The following is a 20,867-nucleotide window of genomic DNA, read 5'->3' on the forward strand; positions in this document are numbered from 1 at the left end:
ATCCCCTCCTGATCCTTCCCCGTGTAGTGCCTTTGGCAGCTCTCCTAAGCCTGGTCCTCTTAGGTTGGGACTACTGGTTCGGATCGATGGGCTGCGTCCGAGCCGGGGTGCCCCGGAGGCGTCGGGTGGGGCGCGCGCGCCGCCGACGGGGGCCTTCTACTACTGGGCCGACCTGGGGGAGCAGCTCGCGGGCTTCGCCGATGCGCGGGAGTACGCGTCGGCGCTGCTCGAGGCGACCGGTGTGGCCGTGACGCCGGGTGGTGACTTCGACCCGGTCGAGGGGTCGCACTGCGTGCGGCTGTCGCTCGCCGCGGGGCCGGAGGCCATCGCCGAGGCGCTCGACCGGATCATCGCCTGGCAGGACGCGCGATGACCCTCCTCGAGGTCTTCCACGAGCAGATCCGGCTCGCCGGGCGCGAGGACGAGCCGCGCCCCGGGCTGGTCATCGACACCGACGGCCCGGTGCGACGCACCTGGACGCGAGACAAGGGTGGCTTCGCCATGGTCGAGTGCCCGGCCGGCTTGGGGGAGGCCCCCGACCACTGGATCGACCGTCAGGTCGACGTCTTCCGCGGGCGGGGGCAGGAGCTCGAGTGGAAGACCTACGACTACGACGAGCCCGCCGACCTGCTCGACCGCCTGCGGGACAGGGGCTTCGAGATCGGTGACGACGAGGCGTTCGTCCTGGGACGCGTCGCGGACCTCGTCCACCCCGCCTCGCCAACCCTGCAGGACCCCAAGGTCTTGCAGAGTTCCAGGCCCGCAACTTCGCAAGACCCCAAGGTCTTGCAGAGTTCTGGGCAGGGGCGCGGCGGGGCGAAGGGGGTCCACCTGCGGCGGGTGGAGGTGGACGACGATGCCGCCTTCGCCGGCATCGAGGCCCTCATGGAGGTCGTCTGGGGGCGGCGCGACGGGCACAGCGCCCGGCTGCGCGAGGAGCTGCGGGCCGCGCCCGAGGGGCTCGACGTGCTCGTCGCCGAGCTGGACGGGCAGATCGTCTCCGCCGCCTGGGTGCGCTACTCGCCGGGCACCGACTTCTGCTCCTTCTGGGGCGGTCGACCATCCCGACGCCCGCGGTCGCGGGGTCTACCGCGCACTCGTCGCGGAGCGGGCCCGCCTGGCCGCGCGCGGGGCTTCCCCTTCGTCCGGGTGGACTGCTCCCCGGAGTCGCTGCCGATCCTCACCCGGCTCGGGCTGCAGCGGGTCGCGACGACCGTGCCGGCCACGCTGCCCGTCGTGAGGTGACCCGCGGGTACGACGACCACGTCTCACGCCGACATGCCCTGGGACCCCGGGATGACGGGTGTGGCCGGGCAGTCGCCCGGCGACTGATATCCGTACCCGCGCGTAACGTCCACGGTGCGTGGTCGGGCGCAGGACGATCTGCGAGGATCGGCGCCAAGACCACCGATCACCGCGCCAGGAGGCCCCACGCCATGCCCATCGCCACTCCCGACGTCTATCGCGACATGCTCGACCGCGCGAAGGCCGGGTCCTTCGCCTACCCGGCGATCAACGTCACCTCCAGCCAGACGCTCAACGCCGCGATCCGCGGGTTCGCCGAGGCCGGCAGCGACGGCATCGTCCAGGTCTCGACCGGCGGCGCTGAGTACCTCTCCGGCCCGACGATCAAGGACATGGTGACCGGCTCGCTGGCGCTCGCCGCCTACGCGCAGGAGGTGGCGAAGAACTACGACGTCAACATCGCCCTGCACACCGACCACTGCCCCAAGGACAAGCTCGACGGCTTCGTCCGCCCGCTGCTCGCCGCGAGCAAGGAGCGTCGGGACGCCACCGGCCTGCCGATCTTCCAGTCGCACATGTGGGACGGCTCGGCCGTGCCGCTCGACGAGAACCTCACCATCGCGCAGGAGCTGCTCGAGCTGAGTGCGGCCGCCGACATCATCCTCGAGGTGGAGATCGGCGTCGTCGGTGGCGAGGAGGACGGTGTCGCCAACGAGATCAACGACCAGCTCTACACGACCCCCGAGGACGCGCTCGCGACCGTCGAGGCGCTCGGCCTGGGCGAGAAGGGCCGCTACATGACGGCCCTGACCTTCGGCAACGTCCACGGCGTCTACAAGCCGGGCAACGTCAAGCTGCGCCCCGAGATCCTCAAGCAGTGCCAGGACGCGATCGTCGCGAAGTACGGCACGGACCACGGTGAGCGCCCGCTCGACCTCGTCTTCCACGGCGGCTCGGGCTCGACCGCTCAGGAGATCAGCGACGCGGTCGACTTCGGCGTCGTGAAGATGAACGTCGACACCGACACCCAGTACGCCTTCACCCGCCCGGTTGCCGGATTCATGCTCGAGAACTACTCCGGCGTGCTCAAGATCGACGGCGAGGTCGGCAACAAGAAGCAGTACGACCCGCGTGCGTGGGGCAAGGAGGCGGAGGCCTCCATGGCCGCCCGCATCGTCGAGGCCTGCGAGAACCTCCGCTCGGCCGGGACGTCGGTGAAGGCCTGATGGTGGACAACCTGCTCGGCATCCCCGAGACGAAGCTGCCCGAGGACCCGGCGACTGCGCGGATCGAGGCCGGTGAGGACGCCGCGAAGGTGGCGGCGGACCTCCCTTCGTCCTCCCTGCCGTGGGCGGTGCTCGCCGAGGCCGCCCTCGACGGCGGCCGCTCCATCGAGGGCTACGCCTACGCCCGCACCGGCTACCACCGCGGGCTCGACGCGCTGCGCCGCTCCGGGTGGAAGGGCCAGGGGCCGGTGCCGTGGGCGCACGTGCCCAACCGTGGCTTCCTGCGGGCGCTCGCCGCGCTGTCGCAGGCCGCCGGCGAGATCGGCGAGAGCGACGAGGAGGCGCGCTGCCGCACCTTCCTCACCGACTCCTCGCTCGAGGCGGCGCGGGCGCTGCTCGGCTGAGCTTCGGTCCCTGAGGAGGTCGCGCAGCGACCGTCTCGAAGGGAACACCTGAAGGGCGTCACGACCACTGGTCGTGACGCCCTTCGTCGTCGGTCCGGTGTCCCTGCCCGGAAGTCTGCTGGTGCTGTGCGGCCCTGCCTCACCACAGCAAGGCGGGGAGCGCCGCTCGAAGTCCCCTGATCCCAACGCGGCGCCCCCGCAGGACTGATTGCGCCCCACGTTCACCCCGAAAACGGCACGAGGAGGCCAGTGGCACTAACATGCCATTCATGTCCGGACATGACCCTGTCGACGACGAACCGCTGCGTCGGCTGGAGCAGTACCTCGCCTCCGACACCCTGCGCGTCGAGCGGGCCCGGGACCAGCTCGCCGACATCGGCGACGCCCTGATGACGCTGCGCGCCCGGATGCACAACATCGACCTCGGTGACGACCCCGGCGTCCAGGTGCTCACGCAGGAGATGGCGGCCCCGATGATCGACCGGGTCGCCGGCCACGTCGACCGCACCGACAACGTCATCCTCTCGACCGACACCGGGGCCGGTCAGCAGGAGGCGAACTCGCGCCACGAGCGCGACCGTGCCGTCGAGGGGCAGCGCCAACGTGCCCTCGTGCACCCCGGGGTCCTCGAGACCGAGCTCGCCCGGGCCGAGCTCGCCGCCAAGCGCGGCTCCGGCCAGGAGCAGCGGGTCTCCGACCTCGTCGCGACGGAGTTCCTCGTCCTCGGCGACGAGGCCGTCGTGACGCTGGCCGAGTGGGGCGACCCGCACGCGCCCTACGTCTTCATCCGCAACCCCGCGCTCGTCCAGTGCTTCGCCGGCTGGTTCGAGCTCATGTGGGCGGTCTCCCCGGAGATCGAGGTGCCCGAAGGGAGCGCCGACGACGCTCTCATCCGCATGCTGGCCCTCGGGGCCAAGGACGAGATGATCGCGCGCACCCTGCACGTCGGGCTGCGGACCGTGCGCCGCCGGGTGGCCGCCCTCATGGACCGCTACGGCGTGAGCACGCGCTTCCAGCTCGGGGTCGCGCTGGAGCGCGACGGTCGGCTCGGGGCGGCGCCTCGGTAGAGTGTGCTCGTCAGCAGCCGCGGGGCCGCCCCGCGGCTGATGTGTTGTCGAGACCCGCTCCCGTCACGGGGTGGGCGAGGAGGACCGATGCCGGCGATCGTGCTGATCGGGGCCCAGTGGGGCGACGAGGGCAAGGGCAAGGCGACTGACCTCATGGGCAACGACGTGGACTACGTCGTGAAGTTCAACGGGGGCAACAACGCGGGCCACACCGTCGTCATCGAGGGCGAGAAGTACGCCCTCCACCTGCTGCCCTCGGGCATCCTCACCCCGAGCGTCGTGCCGGTCATCGGCAACGGCGTCGTCATCGACCTCGAGGTCCTCTTCCAGGAGCTCGACGGGCTCGAGGCGCGCGGTGTCGACACCTCGAAGCTGCTCGTGAGCGCCAACGCGCACATCATCGCGCCCTACAACCGCACGCTCGACAAGGTCACCGAGCGCTTCCTCGGCAAGCGCAAGATCGGCACGACCGGTCGCGGTATCGGACCGACCTATGCCGACAAGATGAACCGCGTCGGCATCCGGGTGCAGGACATCTTCGACGAGGGGATCCTGCGGCAGAAGGTCGAGGCCGCGCTCGACGTCAAGAACCAGATCCTCGCGAAGATCTACAACACCCGGGCCGCGGACGCCGAGGCCGTCGTCGCCGAGCTGCTCTCCTACGCCGACCGGCTGCGCCCGATGGTCGCCGACACCAGCCTCGAGCTGGAGAAGGCGCTCGACGCCGGCAAGAACGTCCTGCTCGAGGCCGGCCAGGCGACCCTGCTCGACGTCGACCACGGCACCTACCCCTTCGTCACCTCGTCGTCGGCGACCGCCGGTGGCGCGTGCACCGGCTCGGGCATCCCGCCGACCCGCGTCGGCCGGGTCATCGCGATCCTCAAGGCCTACTCGACCCGCGTCGGCGAGGGGCCCTTCCCGACCGAGCTCTTCGACGACGACGGCGAGTTCCTGCGCAAGACCGGCCACGAGTACGGCACGACGACCGGCCGCCCGCGCCGCACCGGCTGGCTCGACGCCGTCGTCGGCCGCTACGCGACCCGGATCAACGGCGTCACCGACTTCGTCGTCACCAAGCTCGACGTGCTCACCGGGCTCGAGCGGGTGCCGATCTGCGTCGCCTACGAGATCGACGGCGAGCGGGTCGAGGAGATGCCGGTCAACCAGTCCGACGTCCACCACGCCACCCCGATCTACGAGTACCTCGACGGCTGGTGGGAGGACATCACCCACTGCCGCACCTTCGAGGAGCTGCCGGCCAATGCCCAGGCCTACGTGCTGCGCGCCGAGGAGCTCATCGGCGCCCGAGTCTCGGCGATCGGTGTCGGGCCGGGCCGCGAGGAGATCATCCAGCGCCACCCCCTCCTCGACGCCTGACCCGACGAAAAGGCGTTGCCTTCACCCCCTTCGTGCTGGAAGGTGGGCACACGGGGTCGCAGCCGCGGTCCCGGCCGCCGACGAAGGGAGGTCCCATGAGCAACCACGAGAGCGCTCCTGAGGACGTGAAGGCGAAGTTCCGGGAAGCGCTGGAGAAGAAGCAGTCGCACGGCGGAGCGAATGTCTCGCCCGACGGCTCGCACGGCAAGGTCGAGGACGCGCACCGCGCCGAGACCAGTGCGACCCAGCAGATGTTCCGCCGCAAGAGCGGCTGACCACTCACTCCACACGGACGGCCCCGGGGCACCTGCTGCCCCGGGGCGTTTCGCGTGTGACGAAGGGGGTCAGTCCAGCGGGCGCAGCACCGTCATCCGGTGCGCCGCGCGGGTGAGCACGACGTAGAGCACGCGCGCGCCGCCAGGGGCCTCGCGCACGATGGCGTCGGGGTCGACGACGAGGGTCGCGTCCCACTCCAGGCCCTTCGTCGACAGCGGGTCGATGACGACGACCCGGCCGTCGTGGGTGCCGTCGAGCGGCAGCACGGCCTCGGCGTGACGCTGCGGCGTGATGACCGCGATCGACCCGTCGACCTCCTCGGCCAGGTGCGAGAGCGCCTCTGCCGCAACGGTCGCCACGTCGGGGCGCGAGGTGTCGAGGGCGTCGCCGAAGGTGACGTCCTGCGGCCGCACGCCCGTCTCGCGGACGGCGTCGGGGATGTCGGCGTCGGGCACGACGGGCAGGATGACGTCGCGTGCGTAGTCGAAGATCTCCTGCGCGTTGCGGTAGTTCGTCGTCATGTGGAAGGCCTGGCGCGGCTGGGTGCCGTAGGCCTCCTCGCGAGCGCGGTCGGCCTCGGCGACATCGGGCCACGACGCCTGGGCCACGTCGCCGACGACGGTCCACGAGGCGCGGCGGCCGCGCCGGCCGATCATCCGCCACTGCATCGGCGAGAGGTCCTGGGCCTCGTCGACGAGGACGTGGGCGTAGTCGCTGTAGCGACCGACGGTGCCGTGGAGCAGCCGCTCGCGGGCCGTCGTCGGGCTGAGCGTCTGGGTGACCTCGGGCTCGCGGATCGCCGAGCCCATGGCCTGCAGCTCGGCGACCCCGTCGAGCTCCTCGATCTCGTAGAAGGAGCGCTCCTCCGGGGCGGCCTCCTCGACCTGGCCGAGGCGTACCGAGAGCTCGTCGACGAGGGCGACGTCGGAGACGGTCCACGTGCCGAGCTCGAGGGTCTCGCGGGCGGCGTGGGCGAGGGCGGCGGCGTCGCCCTGGCTGAGGACGGATCGGGTGACCTCGTAGGCCAGCTCGGTGTCCTCGAGCCACAGCAGCGCCTCGCGGGGGTCGACCTGCGGCCACCAGGCGGCGACGAAGTCGTCGACCGCGATGGACTCGTCGAAGGCGTCGAGGAACTCGTCGCGGTCTCCCTCGCGCACCTGCCGCCAAGCGGCCTCGGCGAGCAGCTCGCGCACGTGCTTGGTCGCCTGGTTGCGCGTGCGGTCGCGCAGCGCACGCCGGCGGATGTCGGTGAGCTCGCGCTCGTCGAGGTGGACGGGCAGGCCGCCGACCATGACGCGCAGGCTCGTCGGGGCGCCCGGGACGGGCAGCGCGGCGAGCCGGTTGAGCACGGTGCGCATCTGCAACGAGCCCTTGATCGCGGCGACCTCGGGCGACTCGTGCCGCACCGCCGTGATGACGTCGACGACGTCGCCGAGGGAGCGCAGCGTCACGGAGTCCTCGCCGAGCGAAGGGAGCACCCGCTCGATGTAGGCGGTGTAGGCCGCGGAGGGTCCGATGACGAGGATGCCGCCGGATTCGTATCGGCGCCGGTTGGCGTAGAGCAGGTAGGCGGCGCGGTGCAGGGCGACGACCGTCTTGCCGGTGCCGGGGCCGCCGCTGATCTCGGTGATCCCGCGGTCGCTCGCGCGGATCGCCTCGTCCTGGTGGGTCTGGATCGTCGCGACGATGTCACGCATCTGCTGGCCGCGGCTGCGGGTCAGGGCCGCGAGGAGCGCGCCGTCGCCGACGACGACGAGGTCGTCGGGTGCCTCGGGGACCATGAGGTCGTCCTCGACCCCGACGACCTGCTCGCCGCGGCAGCGCAGCACGCGCCGGCGGATGACGCCCTGGTTGTCGCCCGGGGTCGCGCGGTAGAAGGGGGAGGCGGCGGGGGCCCGCCAGTCGATGACGAGGGGCTCGTAGTCGTCGTCGCGGACGCCGAGACGGCCGATGTAGCGCACCTCACGGTCCGACTGGTCTGCTCCCTCGGCGGCGTGGTCGAGGTCGAGCCGGCCGAAGACGAGGCCCTCGTGCTGGTGCTCGAGACTGGCCATGCGGCGCGCGGCGTTGAAGACGAGGGCGTCGCGCTCGAAGAGGCCCGACATCTCCTCGTCGCGGACGTCGCCGGTGCGGTCGGTCCGACCCCGCGACATGCCGTCGACGGCCACGAGATCAGCGCGTTTCCCAGCCTTCGCGAGCTCGGTGTGGACTCGGTCGAGATGCTGCTGCTCGATGGCGATCTCGGCGGCGACGGCATCGACGTGGGTGTCGGTCACAGGGCCTCGTGCTCCCCTTCGGCTGGACAGGAGGACTGAGTCTAGTTGCTCGCGACGGCGCCCCGATGGCGCGGGTCGTGGGGGCCTGCGGAGGGGGTCGTCGCAGGAACTGGTCCGCTCCATCTTGATTTCACCCTCAACAAGGTGTCAGTATCAGTTGGTCGGCCACGGTCGACGGTCGCGCGGTCGGTGTCCCCCCTGATGTCTGGACCCGCGACCTTGGGGCGCAGCTCACGGCAGATACCCCCTGCCTGCCGCGAGCTGCGCCCCCCTTCGCGTTCTGCGACCTCTCGCCGGTCGGTCGACGGGAGGGCCCGCGCCCGTCCCGAAGGGCCGTAGGCTCGCCCCCGTGAAGGTTCTCGTCATCGGCTCCGGCGCCCGCGAGCACGCCCTCGTCCGCGCCCTCACCCTCGACCCGACGGCCTCGGCCGTCATCGCCGCCCCCGGCAACCCGGGCACGGAGGCGATCGCGCTCACCGAACCCGTCGCCGCGGAGGACCCGCAGGCCGTCGTCGAGCTGGCCCGACGCCACGAGGTGGACCTCGTCGTCGTCGGTCCCGAGGCGCCGCTCGTCGCGGGCGTCGCCGACGCCGTGCGCGAGGCCGGCATCAGCTGCTTCGGCCCGAGTGCCGAGGCCGCGCGCCTCGAGGGCAGCAAGGCCTACGCCAAGGAGGTCATGGCCGCCGCCGACGTGCCGACCGCGATGGCGCACGTGTGCACGACGCCGGAGCACCTCGCGGAGGCGCTCGACGCCTTCGGCGCTCCCTTCGTCGTCAAGGACGACGGGCTGGCAGCAGGCAAGGGCGTCGTCGTCACCGAGGACCGGGATGCCGCCATGGCGCACGGTCTGGCCTGCCTGGCGAAGGGGGACGACGGTCGCGTCGTCATCGAGGAGTTCCTCGACGGCCCCGAGGCGAGCCTCTTCTGCATCTGCGACGGCGAGCGGGTCGTGCCGCTCGACCTCGCCCAGGACTTCAAGCGCGTCTTCGACGGCGACGAGGGCCCCAACACCGGCGGCATGGGCGCCTACAGCCCGCTGACCTGGGCCCCCGAGGGGCTCGTCGACGACGTCGTCGCACGGGTCGCCCAGCCGGTCGTCGACGAGATGGCGCGACGGGGCACCCCCTTCGTCGGCGTGCTCTACGTCGGACTGGCCCTCACCTCCCGTGGCCCGCGGGTCATCGAGTTCAACGTGCGCTTCGGCGACCCCGAGACCCAGTCGGTGCTCGCCCGGCTCGAGTCGCCGCTCGCGGTGCTGCTCGCCGCAGCGGCCGAGGGTCGGCTCCGACGAGCACGACCCGCTGCGCTGGCGCCCGGAGTCGGCGGTGACCGTCGCGTCGCGGCCGAGGGCTACCCGGCCAAGCCGGTCACGGGCACGCCGATCGGTGGCCTCGACGCGCTGCGCGACGGCGAGCTCGCCGAGCACGTGCACGTGCTGCACGCCGGCACGACGACGAACGACGGTCAGCTCGTCTCCTCGGGTGGGCGGGTCCTGTCGGTCGTCGCCCTCGGCGACGACCTCGCCCGGGCTCGCCAGCGGGCCTACGCGGCCGTCGACCTCGTCGAGCTCGATGGCGGCCACCACCGCACCGACATCGCCCTGCGCGCCGCCCGCGGCGAGATCCGCGCCTGACCCCAAACTCTGCACAACCCTAGGGTCTTGCAGAGTTGTCGGCCCTGAACCCTGCAGAACCCTGGGGTTGTGCAGGGTTCAGGCGGCGACGTCCTTGCGGGGGCGCCCGCGCACCCGCTTGCGGGGGATGACGGTGCCCTCGTGGAGGATCTCGCCGCCCCACACGCCCCACGGCTCGCGGCGCTCGAGCGCGCCCTGCAGGCACATCGTCCGCAGCGGGCAGTCGGCGCACAGCGACTTGGCGTACTCCAGGCCCTCGGGTGTCTCGGCGAACCACAGCTCGGGCGACATGGTCTGGCACGGCGGGGTCGTCGGTGTCATGCGTCCACCCTCCAACCTCAAGTTCACGTGAGGTCAACCGCTAGCCTCGGGGACATGGACACGCGGGACCTGCTGACCATCGGGGAGACCGCGGCCCGGGCTGGCGTGAGCGTCCCGACGCTGCGCTTCTACGAGACCAAGGGGCTGGTCCACGCGACCCGCACCCCGGGCAACCAGCGGCGCTACCCTCGGCACACGCTGCGCCGCCTCGCCCTCGTGCGCGCGGCCCAGCGCTTCGGCCTGTCCCTCGACGAGATCCGCGAGGCGCTGGACTCCCTTCCGGCCCAACGGCCCCCGACCGCGCGTGACTGGCAGCGCCTCTCGCGCCGCTGGCACGACGCGCTGCAGGCGCGCATCGACGCCCTCGTCGAGCTGCGTGACACGACGAGCGGGTGCATCGGCTGCGGCTGCCTGTCGACGAGCAGCTGCCCGATCTACAACCCCGGCGACGAGCGCGGCAGCGAGGGGCCGGGCGCCCGCCGCTGGCCGGCCGGACTCCGCGACGAGTGTTGACCCCCCTTCGCCCGTCCGTGGTGGGAGCATGGCCGCATGACAGGGGAGCCCGGGACCACGACCGCCACGACCGCCGCACAGCGCGCCGAGGACCGGACCGAAGGGGGTGGAGGTCGCCTCGTCGCCTGGCTGGTCACCCCCTTCGCCGCCGTGGTGCCGTGGCTCCTGATGATGGGTGGGGCACTGCTCGTCGCCCGGTCGGCGCTGGCCTACCGGGTCAACTTCGAGCGAGGCTGGGGCGAGCTCGTCGGCGGGCTCGTGCTGCTCGTCGTCGCGGCCCTGCTGTGGGCGGTGCTCACCGCCTGGTCGTCGTCCGGGACGACCGTGGCCGGTCTGGCCACCCTCGCCGCCGGTCTCTTCGTGGCGACCAGGGCCGGCGCGAGCCTCGTCGCCGAGGTGGGGCGCGAGGGGCCGGTCACGCTGCAGACCCCGCTCTACAGCGTGGCCAACGAGACCGTCCTGCTGCCGCTGGGGGCCGTGCTCCTCGCAGGCCGGGCTCGGCGCCGCCGGTGCCCGCCGGCTGGCCCGCCGCCGGCGCTGACCCAACCGATCGCGGGCTCGACGCATCTGGATGGGTGACCGGGATCGTCCCGGTCGGTGCGAAGGGGAGTGACGTGAGGTCTTCGAGCGAAGCCGACTTCCGGGAGTTCGCCGCATCGGCGATGCCCCGGCTGCGGCGGGTGGCGCTCGGCATCAGCCGAGACCCGCACGCCGCCGACGACCTCGTCCAGACGACGATGGAGAAGCTCTATGTCGCCTGGCCCAAGGTCGCCCGCGCCACGTCTCCCTACGCCTACGCGCGGCAGACCCTCGTGCGTTCGTTGCTCGCCGAGCGCCGCCGGCTGAGCTGGGGCGCGAGTCGTCGCCGACGACGTCGACGGTGGCAGCGTCGACCCCGGTGAGGCCACCGACGCCCGGCTCGTCGTCCACGACGCCCTCGCTGCGCTCACCGCCCGCCAGCGCGCGTGCGTCGTCCTGCGTCACCTCGAGGGCCTGTCGGTCGCCGAGACCGCGCGGGCGATCGGGTGCAGCGAGGGCACGGTCAAGAGCACGACGAGCGATGCGCTCGCCCGCATGCGCACCCACCTGGACGACCCCGCGCCCCGCGCGGCGGAGAGGAGTGCGTCATGAGCACGACCGAGGAGCAGCGGCTCGTGTGGGCGGGCACGCGTCCGCGGACACACCACGAGAGGGATGGACCATGCACGTCATCTGGGGACTGGCGGGCATGCTCGGCCTGCTCGTCATCGCCGCCGCGCTGTCGACCAACCGTCGGGCGATCCGGCTGCGCACCGTCCTGCCGGCCCTGGCGATCCAGGTCGGCTTCGGCGCACTGGTGCTCTTCGTCCCGTGGGGCCGCACCGCGCTGCGGTGGGTCTCCGACGGCTTCCAGTCGGTCATCGACTCGGCGACCGAGGGGATCAGCTTCCTCTTCGGTCCCCTGCTGCCCGACGAGGGCGTCGTCTTCGCGCTGCAGGTGCTCCCCGTCGTCGTCTTCTTCGCCTCGCTCACCGGCGTGCTCTTCCACCTGGGCTGGCTCCAGGTGGTCGTCCGGGTGCTCGGCGGCGGGCTGCAGCGGGTCCTGGGCACGGGCAAGGCCGAGTCGACCAATGCCGCCGCCAACATCTTCCTCGGCCAGACCGAGGCTCCCCTGGTGATCCGGCCCTACGTCGCCGGGCTGACCCGCTCGGGCCTCTTCGCCGTCATGGTCGGCGGTCTGGCGACCGTCGCAGGGTCCGTGCTCGTCGGCTACTCGCTGCTCGGCGCCGAGCTCGACTACCTCATCGCCGCGAGCTTCATGGCCGCCCCGGGTGCCCTGCTCATGGCCAAGATGCTCGTGCCCGAGGAGCCGGACAACGTCGCGGCCGGCATCGAGTTCGACGAGGACGAGGTCGAGGCCGCCAAGCACACGCCGAGCGAGCTCGGTGACGTCACCGAGCACCGCAACGTCATCGACGCGGCCGCCGCCGGCGCCGCCGACGGGGCGAAGCTCGCGATCAACATCGGCGCGATGCTGCTCGCCTTCATCTCCCTCATCGCCCTGCTCAACGCGATGATCGGCGGGGTCGGCGGCTGGTTCGGCCACCCCGGCCTGTCCTTCGAGACGATCATCGGCTACGTCTTCGCGCCGATCATGCTGATGATCGGCGTCCCGTGGCACGAGGCCGTCGACGCCGGGTCCTTCCTCGGGCAGAAGGTCATCGTCAACGAGTTCGTGGCCTTCACGAACTTCGGCCCCGAGGTCGAGTCCTACAGCCCGCGCACGCAGGCGATCGTCACCTTCGCCCTGACCGGCTTCGCCAACCTCAGCTCGCTCGGCATCCTGCTCGGCGGGCTCGGGTCGATGGCGCCGAGCCGCCGCAAGGACATCGCCAGCCTGGGCATGCGGGCGATCCTCGCCGCGACCCTGGCCAACCTCATGAGCGCGACGATCGCCGGGATCATGCTCGGCTGACCGGGTCCACCGTCGGTGGCCACACCCCGTGCGGCCACCGACGGGACGGTCAGCCCGCCTCGGTCGTGCCCTCGTAGAGCCCGATGTGGTTGCCGTCCGGGTCGGCGAGCACGGCGAACCAGCTCGTCTCCGAGATCGGTGACTTGGGCATGACGACCGAGCCGCCGGCCTGCTCGACCTTGGCGAGGACCTCGTCGATCGAGTCGACCTCGACGTAGGAGCGAGGATGCTCGAAGCCCTCGCCCCGGGGCGCCAGCCCGCCGCCGCTGATCTTGTTGGGGGCCTGCCACATGGGGTAGCCCTCGAAGCCGGGGATCTCGGCGATCTGCCAGCCGAAGAGCCCGCTGTAGAAGGCCGCGCCTGCCGTGAGGTCGCTGACCGGGATGTCGATGTGCGTGATGTCTCCGTGTGCCATCCACCGAGCATGGCACCCGGGTGTGACAGCCACCACACCCGCGAGGTGAACGGTCGGATCGACCCCCGGCAGCGCAGGCCCCCGACGGGCCCGACCCGCGGCTAGCCTCGGCGCATGCAGCCCCCGGAGGCCGTCACCGTCGACGGCCACGACCTCTCAGCCGAGCCCACGCATCCGGTCCCGACCTCGTGGGTGGCGCGCCTCGGCCTCGCCGGCGTCGGCATGTGCGCCGGCTGGTTCGGCCCGATCCAGGTCCTCCTCGGCCTCCAGGCCGCGAGCCTGACGCCCGACCACAAGGAGGCCACCCTCTCCCTCGTCACGGGCATCGGCGCCGCCGTGTCGACGCTCGCCAACCCGCTCGCGGGAGCCTTCAGCGACCGGACGACCTCGCGCTTCGGCCGGAGGGTCCCGTGGCTCGTGGGCGGCACCCTCGTCGGCGCGGTCGGTCTCGTCCTGCTCGCGATGGCCACCACGGTCCCCGGCATGGTGCTCGGGTGGTGCCTCGTGCAGGCCGGGCTCAACGGCACGCTCGCCGCCCTGACCGCCGCGGTCCCCGATCTCGTCCCCGTCGAGCAGCGCGGCCTCGTCAGCGGCGTCGTCGGCATGACCCAGACGCTCGGCATCGTCGTCGGCACCGGCGTGGCCACGCTCGTCGCCGGGACCACGGCTGCCTACCTCGTCCTGGCCGTGCTCGTCGTCGCCGTGGTGACCCCCTTCGTCCTCGGCTCGCTGGACCGGCCGCTCCCCCGCGGCCACCTCCCCCGCATCGGCGTGGGCGCCTTCCTCGCCGGCTTCTGGATCTCGCCGCGGCGCCACCCCGACTTCGCGTGGGCCTGGGCCACACGCTTCCTCGCGACGATCGCCAACTCGATCTGCACGATGTACCTGCTCTTCTTCCTCACCGACGCCGTCGGCGTCGAGGACCCCGAGCTCGGGGTCCTCGTGCTCACGCTGCTCTACGCGGCGTGCCTCGTCGTGTCCGCGATGGTCGCGGGTGCGTGGTCGGACCGGCTCGGGGTTCGCAAGCCCTTCGTCATGGTCTCGGGTGTCGTGATGTCCTGCGCCGCAGCGCTGCTCGCGATCGTGCAGACCTGGTCCGCGGCACTCGTGGGGGCCGTGATCCTCGGGATCGGCTACGGCGTCTACCTCGCCGTCGACTTCGCCCTCATCACCCAGGTGCTCCCCCGCGCCGACGACCGGGCCCGCGACCTCGGCGTCATCAACATCGCCAATGCCCTGCCGCAGGTCCTGGCCCCGGCGATCGCCGGCCCGATCATCACGTGGTTCGCCGCCCACGGCACCCACGCCGACGGCTATCGGGCCCTCTACCTGCTCGCGGCGGCGATCGGCATCGCCGCCGCCCTGCTCATCCGCAAGATCCGCACCGTCGACTAGGAGACCCCGTGCCCCTGCCCCACGACTTCGTCTTCGGCACCTCCACCGCCAGCTACCAGGTCGAAGGGGGTGTGGCCGCCGGTGGTCGTGGCCGCAGCATCTGGGACGACTTCTGCGACCGCCCCGGCGCGATCGCCGACGGGTCGTCGGGGGCGGTGGCCTGCGACAGCTACCACCGGTGGGACGACGACGTCGCGCTCGTCCGCGACCTGGGCACCGACGCCTACCGCTTCTCCCTCGCCTGGCCCCGCATCCAGCCGACCGGAGCCGGGCCGGCCAACCCACAGGGCCTCGACTTCTACGACCGCGCCGTCGACGCACTGTGCGAGGCGGGGGTCGCTCCCTTCGTCACGCTCTACCACTGGGACCTGCCCGCCGCCCTCCATGCGCGGGGAGGCTGGATGGTCCGGGAGACCGCCGAGCGCTTCGGCGACTACGCGGCGCTCGTCGCCGAGCGCCTCGCCGACCGGGTGGCCATGTGGCTGCCGGTCAACGAGCCCGTCGTCGCCACGCTCTTCGGGCACGCCATCGGGGTCCATGCCCCCGGTGAGTCCCGGGGCTTCGAGGCACTGGCCGCGGCCCACCACCTGCTCCTGGGTCACGGGCTGGCGACCCGGGCGCTGCGCGCGGCGGGTGCCGCGGCGGTCGGCACGGCCAACAACCACACGCCCGTGCACGCGGTGAGCGATGCCGACGGGGACATCGCTGCCGCAGCGCTCTACGACACGATCCACAACCGGGCCTTCGCCGAGCCGATCCTGCTCGGCGAGTACCCCAACGGCATGGGTGACGGGATGCCCGGACCCGTCGCCGAGGACATGGCCGTGATCAGCGAGCCGCTCGACGCCTACGGGATCAACTACTACAACCCGACGCTCGTCGGGATGCCCGGGTCGCCCGGCACCGAGGCCGCTCGCGCCGCGGTCCCCGACCAGCAGGTCCAGCTGACCGTCCCCGAGGGCATCCCCTTCGACCTCGTGCCCGTGCCGGCTCGCGAGTACACCGCCTTCGGCTGGCCGGTGGCGCCGGAGGGGCTGACCGAGGTGCTGGTGCAGCTGCGGGAGCGCTACGGCGACCGCCTCCCGCCGGTGCACGTCACCGAGTCGGGCTGCTCGACGCACGACGTCGTCGAGGACGGCGCCGTGCACGACGAGGCACGCATCCGCTACCTCGACCAGCACCTCGACGCCGTGGCCGACGCCATCGACGTCGGGGTCGACGTCAGGGGGTATTTCGTGTGGTCGCTGCTCGACAACTTCGAGTGGGCGGAGGGCTACACCCAGCGCTTCGGGCTCGTGCGGGTCGGTGCCGACCAGGAGCGCACCCCCAAGGACTCCTACGCCTGGCTGCGCGACCGCATCCTGGCTGTGCGCGCCTCAGGCTGAGGCCCGCCAGACGGGCAGGCCCGTGCCGCGCAGCTCACGCCCCTGAGCGCTCGCGACGATGCCCCAAATGCACAGCACGAGGTGCCAGAGGGAGATCAGGGCCCAGGCCGTGATGACCAGACCGAAGGGGAAGAAGCTCATGGTCCCCTCGGGGTCGTCGGCGGTGAGGTACCAGAGCAACCCGAAGTGCGTGCCGACGAGGACGACCGTGAGGACGAGGTAGGTCAGACCCCAGTTGGCCGCGTGCACCCCGTTGCGGGCGGCGAGCCCTCCCTTCGGCCGCAGGGACAGGCCGACACAGATCATCAGGACGCTCGCGAGCACGCTGCCGACGAAGGGCAGGCACATGAGGGCGGGTCACGACCCAGTCCCCCAGGCGAGCGTCCCGCGCCGGCCGGCACGGGCTGCTGGACGAAGGGAGGCGGCTGCGGCGGAGACGGGGGCGGGGACGTCATGACCCCATCGTCGCCCACGGACCCGCGGGCCGGCGCGACGGCCCGAGACGCACGACGCCTCGTCCCTCCGATCCGGGGACACGGGGCCGTCGTGAGCTCGGCGGTCAGGCCAGGGTGAGCACGAGGTGCTCGGTCTCGGGCTTGCGCGTGCTGCGCAGTCCCGCGACGACCTGCTCGCCAGTGGTGTCGATGACGAAGTCGACCTTGGCCGGCAGCAGCACCGGCTTCTTGAACCACACGTGGCTCGTGCTCGAACCGCTGGTGCGCGGACCGATGGCTGCGAGCACCCGGGCGTAGGTCCACATGCCGTGCGCGATCGCCGACGGGAAGCCCATCGCCTTGGCCGTCACACCGCTCATGTGGATCGGGTTGATGTCACCCGACACCAGACCGTAGGTGCGCCCGAGGTTGGCGGGCAGGCTCCACTTGGCTGCCGCCTGACCCGTGGGGATCGCCGGGGGCTGCGCACCGCGGTCCGCGTCGGCGTCACCCTTGCCGCGGGCCAGGTAGGTCGAGCGACCCTCCCAGACGCGCTCTCCCGCGACGTCGACCTCGGTGACGAGGTCGACGACCTTGCCCTTGGGGTGGGCGCGCAGGTTCTCGGCCGAGACGGTGATGTCCAGGGCCTCGTCGAAGCGGATCTCACGGTGCACCGTGATGACGTTCTCGACGTGGACCAGGCCCATGAGCGGCAAGGGGAAGCCCTTGCCCGACATGAGCTGCATCTGCAGCGGGAAGCCGACGACGTGCGGGTAGGTGTGCGGCAGCACGTCGCTGTTGTTGAAGCCGCAGATGCGCTGGTACTCGAGCAGGTCGGACCGGTCGATCTCGTGGCCCTGGAGCCGCAGCCGGGTGTCGGGCAGCGACGAGCCGCCGCCCTTGCCCGGCAGCGCCGCCTTGGCGTAGATCGGCCCGAGCGCCGGGATGCTCTTGACGGTCGTGACGGCCATCAGGCACCCAGCAGCATCTGGCCGCACACGCGCACGGTGTTGCCCGTGACGGCGCGGTTGCTGTCCCAGCTGAACCAGCCGATCGTCTCGGCGACGTCGACCGGCAGACCACCCTGCGACAGGGAGTTGGTCAGGCGGCCGATCTCGCGGGTCGCGAGCGGGATCTTCGCGGTCATCTCGGTCTCGATGAAGCCCGGGGCGACGGCGTTGACCGTCACGCCCTTGGCGAGGACCTGCGGGTCCTTGGCCAGGCTCGAGGTCATGCCGATGACGCCGGCCTTGCTCGCGCCGTAGTTGGCCTGGCCACGGTTGCCCGCGATGCCGGCGATCGAGGCGACGTTGACGATGTGGCCGCCCTCGTTGATGGCGGGCACGAGCGCCTCGTTCATCTTGAGGATCGACAGCAGGTTGACGTTGAGGACGGAGCCCCAGCGGTCGGCGTCGGTGTTGACGAGCAGCTTGTCGCGGGTGATGCCCGCGTTGTGCACGACGATGTCGAAGCCACCGTGCAGCGAGGCGGCGTGCTCGACGATCTTGGCCCCGGCGTCCTCCGCGGTGACGTCGACCTGCAGAGCCGAGCCTCCGATGCGGTTGGCGACCTCGGCGAGCGGGCCACCGGCCGCCGGGATGTCGACGCAGATGACGGTCGCGCCGTCACGGCTGAGCACCTCGGCGATCGCCGCACCGATACCGCGCGCGGCACCGGTGACGACGGCGACCTTGCCCTCGAGCGGGGCGTCCCAGCTCTCGGGGACGACGATGTCGCCGACGGCCTCGCCGACGTGCACGACCTGGGCCGAGACGTAGGCGGAGCGGCCGGAGAGGAAGAAGCGGACGGTCGCCTCGGCGTTGGCGTCGGCGCCCTCGGCGACGTAGACCATGTTGGCCGTGCCGCCGGCGCGCATCTCCTTGCCGACCGAGCGGACGATGCCCTCGAGGGCGCGGCGGGCCGCGGCCTCGGCGACGTCGTCGGTGTCCTCGACCGGGCGGCCGATGACGATGACCCGGCCGGTCGGCGCCAGCGTCTTGAGCGCCGGCGCGAGGATGCCGCGCAGCGTCTCGAGGTCCGCCGGGGTCCTGGCCTGCGTCATGTCGACGACGACACCCGCCACCGAGGTGGACGGGGAGGTCGCGATCTGCACGCCGTCGGCCTGCAGTGCCTGGGTCAGCAGCGCGGCGACGGGGGCGTCACCGTGGCCACCGAGCAGCACGGCGCCGCCGATGAGCGGGGCGCCGGTCTTGTGGCGACGCAGCTTGGTCGGCCGGGGCAGGCCGAGGGTGTTGGCGATCTGCTTGCCCAGACCGGAGCTGACGAACTTGCCGTACTCGAATCCCATGTGGTCTCTCCTTGACTCGGTCGGGGAAGGCTCAGGCGCCCTCGAGGATGGCCACGACGCCCTGTCCACCCGCGGCGCAGATGGAGATCAGGCCACGGCTGCCCGGGCCCTTGGCGTGCAGCATCTTGGCCAGCGCGGCGACGATGCGGCCACCGGTGGCGGCGAAGGGGTGACCAGCGGCGAGCGAGGAGCCGTTGACGTTGAGCTTGTCGCGGTCGATGGACCCGAGCGGTGCGTCCAGGCCGAGCTTCTCGCGGCAGAAGTCCTCGTCCTCCCACGCGGCGAGCGTGGAGAGCACCGTCGCGGCGAAGGCCTCGTGGATCTCGTAGTAGTCGAAGTCCTGCAGCGTCAGGCCGTTGCGCTCGAGCATGCGCGGGATCGCGTAGGCGGGAGCCATGAGCAGGCCCTCGGCACCGTGGACGTAGTCGACCGCGGCGGCCTGGCCGTCGACGAACCACGCGAGCGGGGTGAGGCCCTGCTCCGCTGCCCACTCCTCGGAGCCGAGCAGCACCACGGACGCGCCGTCGGTGAGCGGCGTCGAGTTGCCGGCGGTCATCGTCGCGTCGTCACCCTTGCCGAAGACCGGCTTGAGCTTGGCGAGCTTCTCCATCGAGGAGTCGGCCCGCATGTTCTGGTCCTTGGACAGACCCATGAAGCTCGTGACGAGGTCGTCCTGGAAGCCCTCGTCGTAGGAGCGGGCGAGGTTGTGGTGGCTCTTCATGGCGAGCTCGTCCTGCGCCTCGCGGGTGATGCCCCACTTCTTGGCCGTGATGGCCATGTGGTCACCCATCGACAGGCCGGTGCGCGGCTCGACGTTGGCCGGGGTGGCGATGCCGAGGTCCGTCGGGCGGATCTTGGTGAGCGCCAGGGCCTGCGCCTTGGCGCCCTTGGCCCGGTTGACCTTGAGCAGCTTCTTGCGCAGCGACTCGGTAACGGTGATCGGGGCGTCCGAGGCGGTGTCGACGCCACCGGCGATGCCGGACTCGATCTGGCCCAGCTTGATCTTGTTGGACACGAGGATCGCGGTCTCGAGGCCGGTGCCGCAGGCCTGCTGCAGGTCGTAGGCGGAGGTCGTCGGCGCGAGGGCCGAGCCGAGGACGGCCTCGCGGACGAGGTTGAAGTCGCGGGAGTGCTTGATGACCGCACCACCGGCAACCTCGTCGATGTGCTTGCCACCGAGGTTGTAGCGGGCGACGAGCCCGTCCAGGGCGGCGGTGAACATGTCCTGGTTGGACGCCTCGGCGTACGCGGCGAACTGGCGGGCGAAGGGGATGCGGTTGCCACCGAGGACGGCGGCGCGACGCGGCAGGTTGTTAGCCACCACAGGTCTCCTGGGTCGTGTTGGTGTCAGTCGGGGACGGCGTCGTGCGCCGCCTCTCCCACCACTGACTTTATGCGATACGGACGGTAGCAGGTACTCCTCGTCCCTGATACCGTCCCGCCTTGTGAGTGACACCACCGACGGCCGCAGCGCCCGCTGGGAGGTGCATCGTCAGGAGCGCCGCAAGGCGCTCGTCGAGTCGGCGATCCGCACCATCCGCAGCCGGGGCGCCGCCGTCGGCATGGACGAGCTGGCCTCCGACGCCGGCACGTCCAAGACGGTCTTCTACCGGCACTTCACCGACCGTCGCGGCCTCTACCAGGCCGTCGCCGCCCGAGTCGACGAGCTCATCCTGCGCGACATCGGCAAGGTCCTCGGTCGCCGGACGGGCGGGTCCGGCTCCGGGCTCGACGCGCTCGACGTCGACCCGCGCTCGGTGATCCACGCCGCGATCGACGCCTACCTCCAGCTCGTCGAGCGCGACCCCGAGGTCTACCGATTCATCGTCTCCGCGCCGATCGTCGGCACCTCGACCGGCGGCAACGCCGCCGAGGTCGCCGCCAGCGCCACGGGTCGGATGGCGGGGCAGATCAGCGACCTCGTCGCAGCCGCCCTCGTCGAGCGCGGCAACGATCCGGCCCCCGCGATGCTGTGGGGCCAGTCGATGGTCGGACTGGTGCGAGCCGGCGCCGACGCGTGGCTCGCCGGCACCGCGGGCGAGGTCTCCCGCGAGGAGGTCACCGCCCAGCTGACCGACCTCGCCTGGTCGGGTCTGAAGATCGCCTGGAAGCGGCCTACCGACGCGTAGGGTCGCGC

At 71.8% G+C, this 20,867-nt stretch carries 22 protein-coding genes and 1 pseudogene; 16 read left to right on the forward strand and 7 right to left on the reverse strand.

Going from position 1 to position 20,867, the window contains the following annotated elements; genetic code table 11:
• Nucleotides 1-64: 64 nt before the first annotated feature.
• From AC2W7J_RS00480 to AC2W7J_RS00510, 7 genes are all read left to right on the forward strand, one after another.
• The gene (locus AC2W7J_RS00480; protein ID WP_485980901.1) at nucleotides 65-373 is read left to right on the forward strand and encodes an aminotransferase class I/II-fold pyridoxal phosphate-dependent enzyme; all 309 of its coding nucleotides are present in this window, start codon (nucleotides 65-67) and stop codon (nucleotides 371-373) included.
• Nucleotides 370-1,245, forward strand: coding sequence for a hypothetical protein (locus tag AC2W7J_RS00485; protein WP_485980902.1), 876 nt, complete (start codon nucleotides 370-372; stop codon nucleotides 1,243-1,245). The genes AC2W7J_RS00480 and AC2W7J_RS00485 overlap by 4 nt, the downstream gene beginning before the upstream one ends.
• A gap of 191 nt (nucleotides 1,246-1,436) precedes the next feature.
• Nucleotides 1,437-2,471: a class II fructose-bisphosphate aldolase gene (gene fbaA, locus AC2W7J_RS00490; protein ID WP_485980904.1), complete on the forward strand. Its 1,035-nt coding sequence runs from the start codon at nucleotides 1,437-1,439 to the stop codon at nucleotides 2,469-2,471.
• Nucleotides 2,471-2,875, forward strand: coding sequence for a DUF3151 domain-containing protein (locus AC2W7J_RS00495; RefSeq protein WP_255185050.1), 405 nt, complete (start codon nucleotides 2,471-2,473; stop codon nucleotides 2,873-2,875). Before fbaA ends, AC2W7J_RS00495 begins: the two co-directional genes overlap by 1 nt.
• A gap of 269 nt (nucleotides 2,876-3,144) precedes the next feature.
• Nucleotides 3,145-3,942: a helix-turn-helix transcriptional regulator gene (locus AC2W7J_RS00500; RefSeq protein WP_421008019.1), complete on the forward strand. Its 798-nt coding sequence runs from the start codon at nucleotides 3,145-3,147 to the stop codon at nucleotides 3,940-3,942.
• An 87-nt stretch (nucleotides 3,943-4,029) separates the two neighbouring features.
• Nucleotides 4,030-5,319, forward strand: coding sequence for an adenylosuccinate synthase (locus AC2W7J_RS00505; protein WP_485980906.1), 1,290 nt, complete (start codon nucleotides 4,030-4,032; stop codon nucleotides 5,317-5,319).
• A gap of 95 nt (nucleotides 5,320-5,414) precedes the next feature.
• Nucleotides 5,415-5,594, forward strand: a complete 180-nt coding sequence (locus tag AC2W7J_RS00510) for a DUF5302 domain-containing protein (protein WP_255185053.1) — start codon at nucleotides 5,415-5,417, stop codon at nucleotides 5,592-5,594.
• Between the two features lie 69 nt (nucleotides 5,595-5,663).
• On the opposite strand, the gene AC2W7J_RS00515 is transcribed toward AC2W7J_RS00510, so the two are convergent.
• Nucleotides 5,664-7,994: a HelD family protein gene (locus tag AC2W7J_RS00515; RefSeq protein ID WP_485980908.1), complete on the reverse strand. Its 2,331-nt coding sequence runs from the start codon at nucleotides 7,992-7,994 to the stop codon at nucleotides 5,664-5,666.
• Nucleotides 7,995-8,220: 226 nt separating this feature from the next.
• Between AC2W7J_RS00515 and purD the strand changes: the two genes are divergently transcribed.
• The gene (gene purD, locus AC2W7J_RS00520) at nucleotides 8,221-9,504 is read left to right on the forward strand and encodes a phosphoribosylamine--glycine ligase (protein ID WP_485980910.1); all 1,284 of its coding nucleotides are present in this window, start codon (nucleotides 8,221-8,223) and stop codon (nucleotides 9,502-9,504) included.
• A gap of 78 nt (nucleotides 9,505-9,582) precedes the next feature.
• Here the strand turns inward: purD and AC2W7J_RS00525 are convergent, their stop codons facing one another.
• Nucleotides 9,583-9,825 (reverse strand): WhiB family transcriptional regulator, encoded by a 243-nt coding sequence (locus AC2W7J_RS00525; RefSeq protein ID WP_255185056.1) that lies wholly within the window; start codon nucleotides 9,823-9,825, stop codon nucleotides 9,583-9,585.
• Between the two features lie 54 nt (nucleotides 9,826-9,879).
• Between AC2W7J_RS00525 and soxR the strand changes: the two genes are divergently transcribed.
• The 5 genes and pseudogenes from soxR (at nucleotide 9,880) to AC2W7J_RS00550 (ending at nucleotide 12,793) form a co-directional block, all read left to right on the forward strand.
• Complete coding sequence (gene soxR / locus AC2W7J_RS00530) at nucleotides 9,880-10,338, forward strand: redox-sensitive transcriptional activator SoxR (protein ID WP_485980911.1); 459 nt, start codon at nucleotides 9,880-9,882, stop codon at nucleotides 10,336-10,338.
• 36 nt (nucleotides 10,339-10,374) lie between these two features.
• On the forward strand, nucleotides 10,375-10,917 hold the full coding sequence (locus tag AC2W7J_RS00535) for a hypothetical protein (protein ID WP_485980912.1): 543 nt from the start codon (nucleotides 10,375-10,377) through the stop codon (nucleotides 10,915-10,917).
• On the forward strand, nucleotides 10,914-11,240 hold the full coding sequence (locus AC2W7J_RS00540; RefSeq protein WP_485980914.1) for a sigma factor: 327 nt from the start codon (nucleotides 10,914-10,916) through the stop codon (nucleotides 11,238-11,240). The genes AC2W7J_RS00535 and AC2W7J_RS00540 overlap by 4 nt, the downstream gene beginning before the upstream one ends.
• Before the next feature lie 10 nt (nucleotides 11,241-11,250).
• Nucleotides 11,251-11,469, forward strand: a pseudogene (locus AC2W7J_RS00545) (sigma-70 family RNA polymerase sigma factor); the annotation flags it as partial.
• A 70-nt stretch (nucleotides 11,470-11,539) separates the two neighbouring features.
• Nucleotides 11,540-12,793 carry a NupC/NupG family nucleoside CNT transporter gene (locus tag AC2W7J_RS00550; protein WP_485980916.1) on the forward strand — a complete coding sequence of 418 codons (1,254 nt, stop codon included), beginning with the start codon at nucleotides 11,540-11,542 and terminating at the stop codon, nucleotides 12,791-12,793.
• Nucleotides 12,794-12,842: 49 nt separating this feature from the next.
• On the opposite strand, the gene AC2W7J_RS00555 is transcribed toward AC2W7J_RS00550, so the two are convergent.
• Entirely contained in the window at nucleotides 12,843-13,208 is a 366-nt protein-coding gene (locus AC2W7J_RS00555) for a VOC family protein (protein WP_255186184.1), read from the reverse strand.
• 114 nt (nucleotides 13,209-13,322) lie between these two features.
• Between AC2W7J_RS00555 and AC2W7J_RS00560 the strand changes: the two genes are divergently transcribed.
• Both AC2W7J_RS00560 and AC2W7J_RS00565 read left to right on the forward strand, forming a co-directional pair.
• Nucleotides 13,323-14,603 carry an MFS transporter gene (locus AC2W7J_RS00560; protein ID WP_485980918.1) on the forward strand — a complete coding sequence of 427 codons (1,281 nt, stop codon included), beginning with the start codon at nucleotides 13,323-13,325 and terminating at the stop codon, nucleotides 14,601-14,603.
• A gap of 8 nt (nucleotides 14,604-14,611) precedes the next feature.
• Nucleotides 14,612-15,988, forward strand: a complete 1,377-nt coding sequence (locus AC2W7J_RS00565; protein WP_485980920.1) for a GH1 family beta-glucosidase — start codon at nucleotides 14,612-14,614, stop codon at nucleotides 15,986-15,988.
• Here AC2W7J_RS00565 and AC2W7J_RS00570 read toward each other — a convergent pair.
• The 4 genes from AC2W7J_RS00570 to AC2W7J_RS00585 form a co-directional block, all read right to left on the reverse strand.
• Complete coding sequence (locus AC2W7J_RS00570) at nucleotides 15,980-16,336, reverse strand: magnetosome magnetite crystal formation protein family (RefSeq protein WP_485980922.1); 357 nt, start codon at nucleotides 16,334-16,336, stop codon at nucleotides 15,980-15,982. The two genes, AC2W7J_RS00565 and AC2W7J_RS00570, sit on opposite strands and share 9 nt — an antisense overlap.
• Before the next feature lie 211 nt (nucleotides 16,337-16,547).
• Complete coding sequence (locus AC2W7J_RS00575) at nucleotides 16,548-17,393, reverse strand: MaoC/PaaZ C-terminal domain-containing protein (RefSeq protein WP_485980924.1); 846 nt, start codon at nucleotides 17,391-17,393, stop codon at nucleotides 16,548-16,550.
• Nucleotides 17,393-18,730, reverse strand: coding sequence for a 3-oxoacyl-ACP reductase (locus tag AC2W7J_RS00580; RefSeq protein ID WP_485980925.1), 1,338 nt, complete (start codon nucleotides 18,728-18,730; stop codon nucleotides 17,393-17,395). Before AC2W7J_RS00580 ends, AC2W7J_RS00575 begins: the two co-directional genes overlap by 1 nt.
• A gap of 31 nt (nucleotides 18,731-18,761) precedes the next feature.
• Nucleotides 18,762-20,051, reverse strand: a complete 1,290-nt coding sequence (locus AC2W7J_RS00585) for an acetyl-CoA C-acetyltransferase (RefSeq protein WP_084452727.1) — start codon at nucleotides 20,049-20,051, stop codon at nucleotides 18,762-18,764.
• Nucleotides 20,052-20,175: 124 nt separating this feature from the next.
• Here AC2W7J_RS00585 and AC2W7J_RS00590 point away from each other — a divergent pair, with 124 nt between their 5' ends.
• Nucleotides 20,176-20,859, forward strand: coding sequence for a TetR/AcrR family transcriptional regulator (locus AC2W7J_RS00590; RefSeq protein WP_485980927.1), 684 nt, complete (start codon nucleotides 20,176-20,178; stop codon nucleotides 20,857-20,859).
• The last annotated feature ends 8 nt before the right edge of the window (nucleotides 20,860-20,867 follow it).

This window comes from Janibacter sp. CFPM2_SD2 (assembly GCF_057364645.1).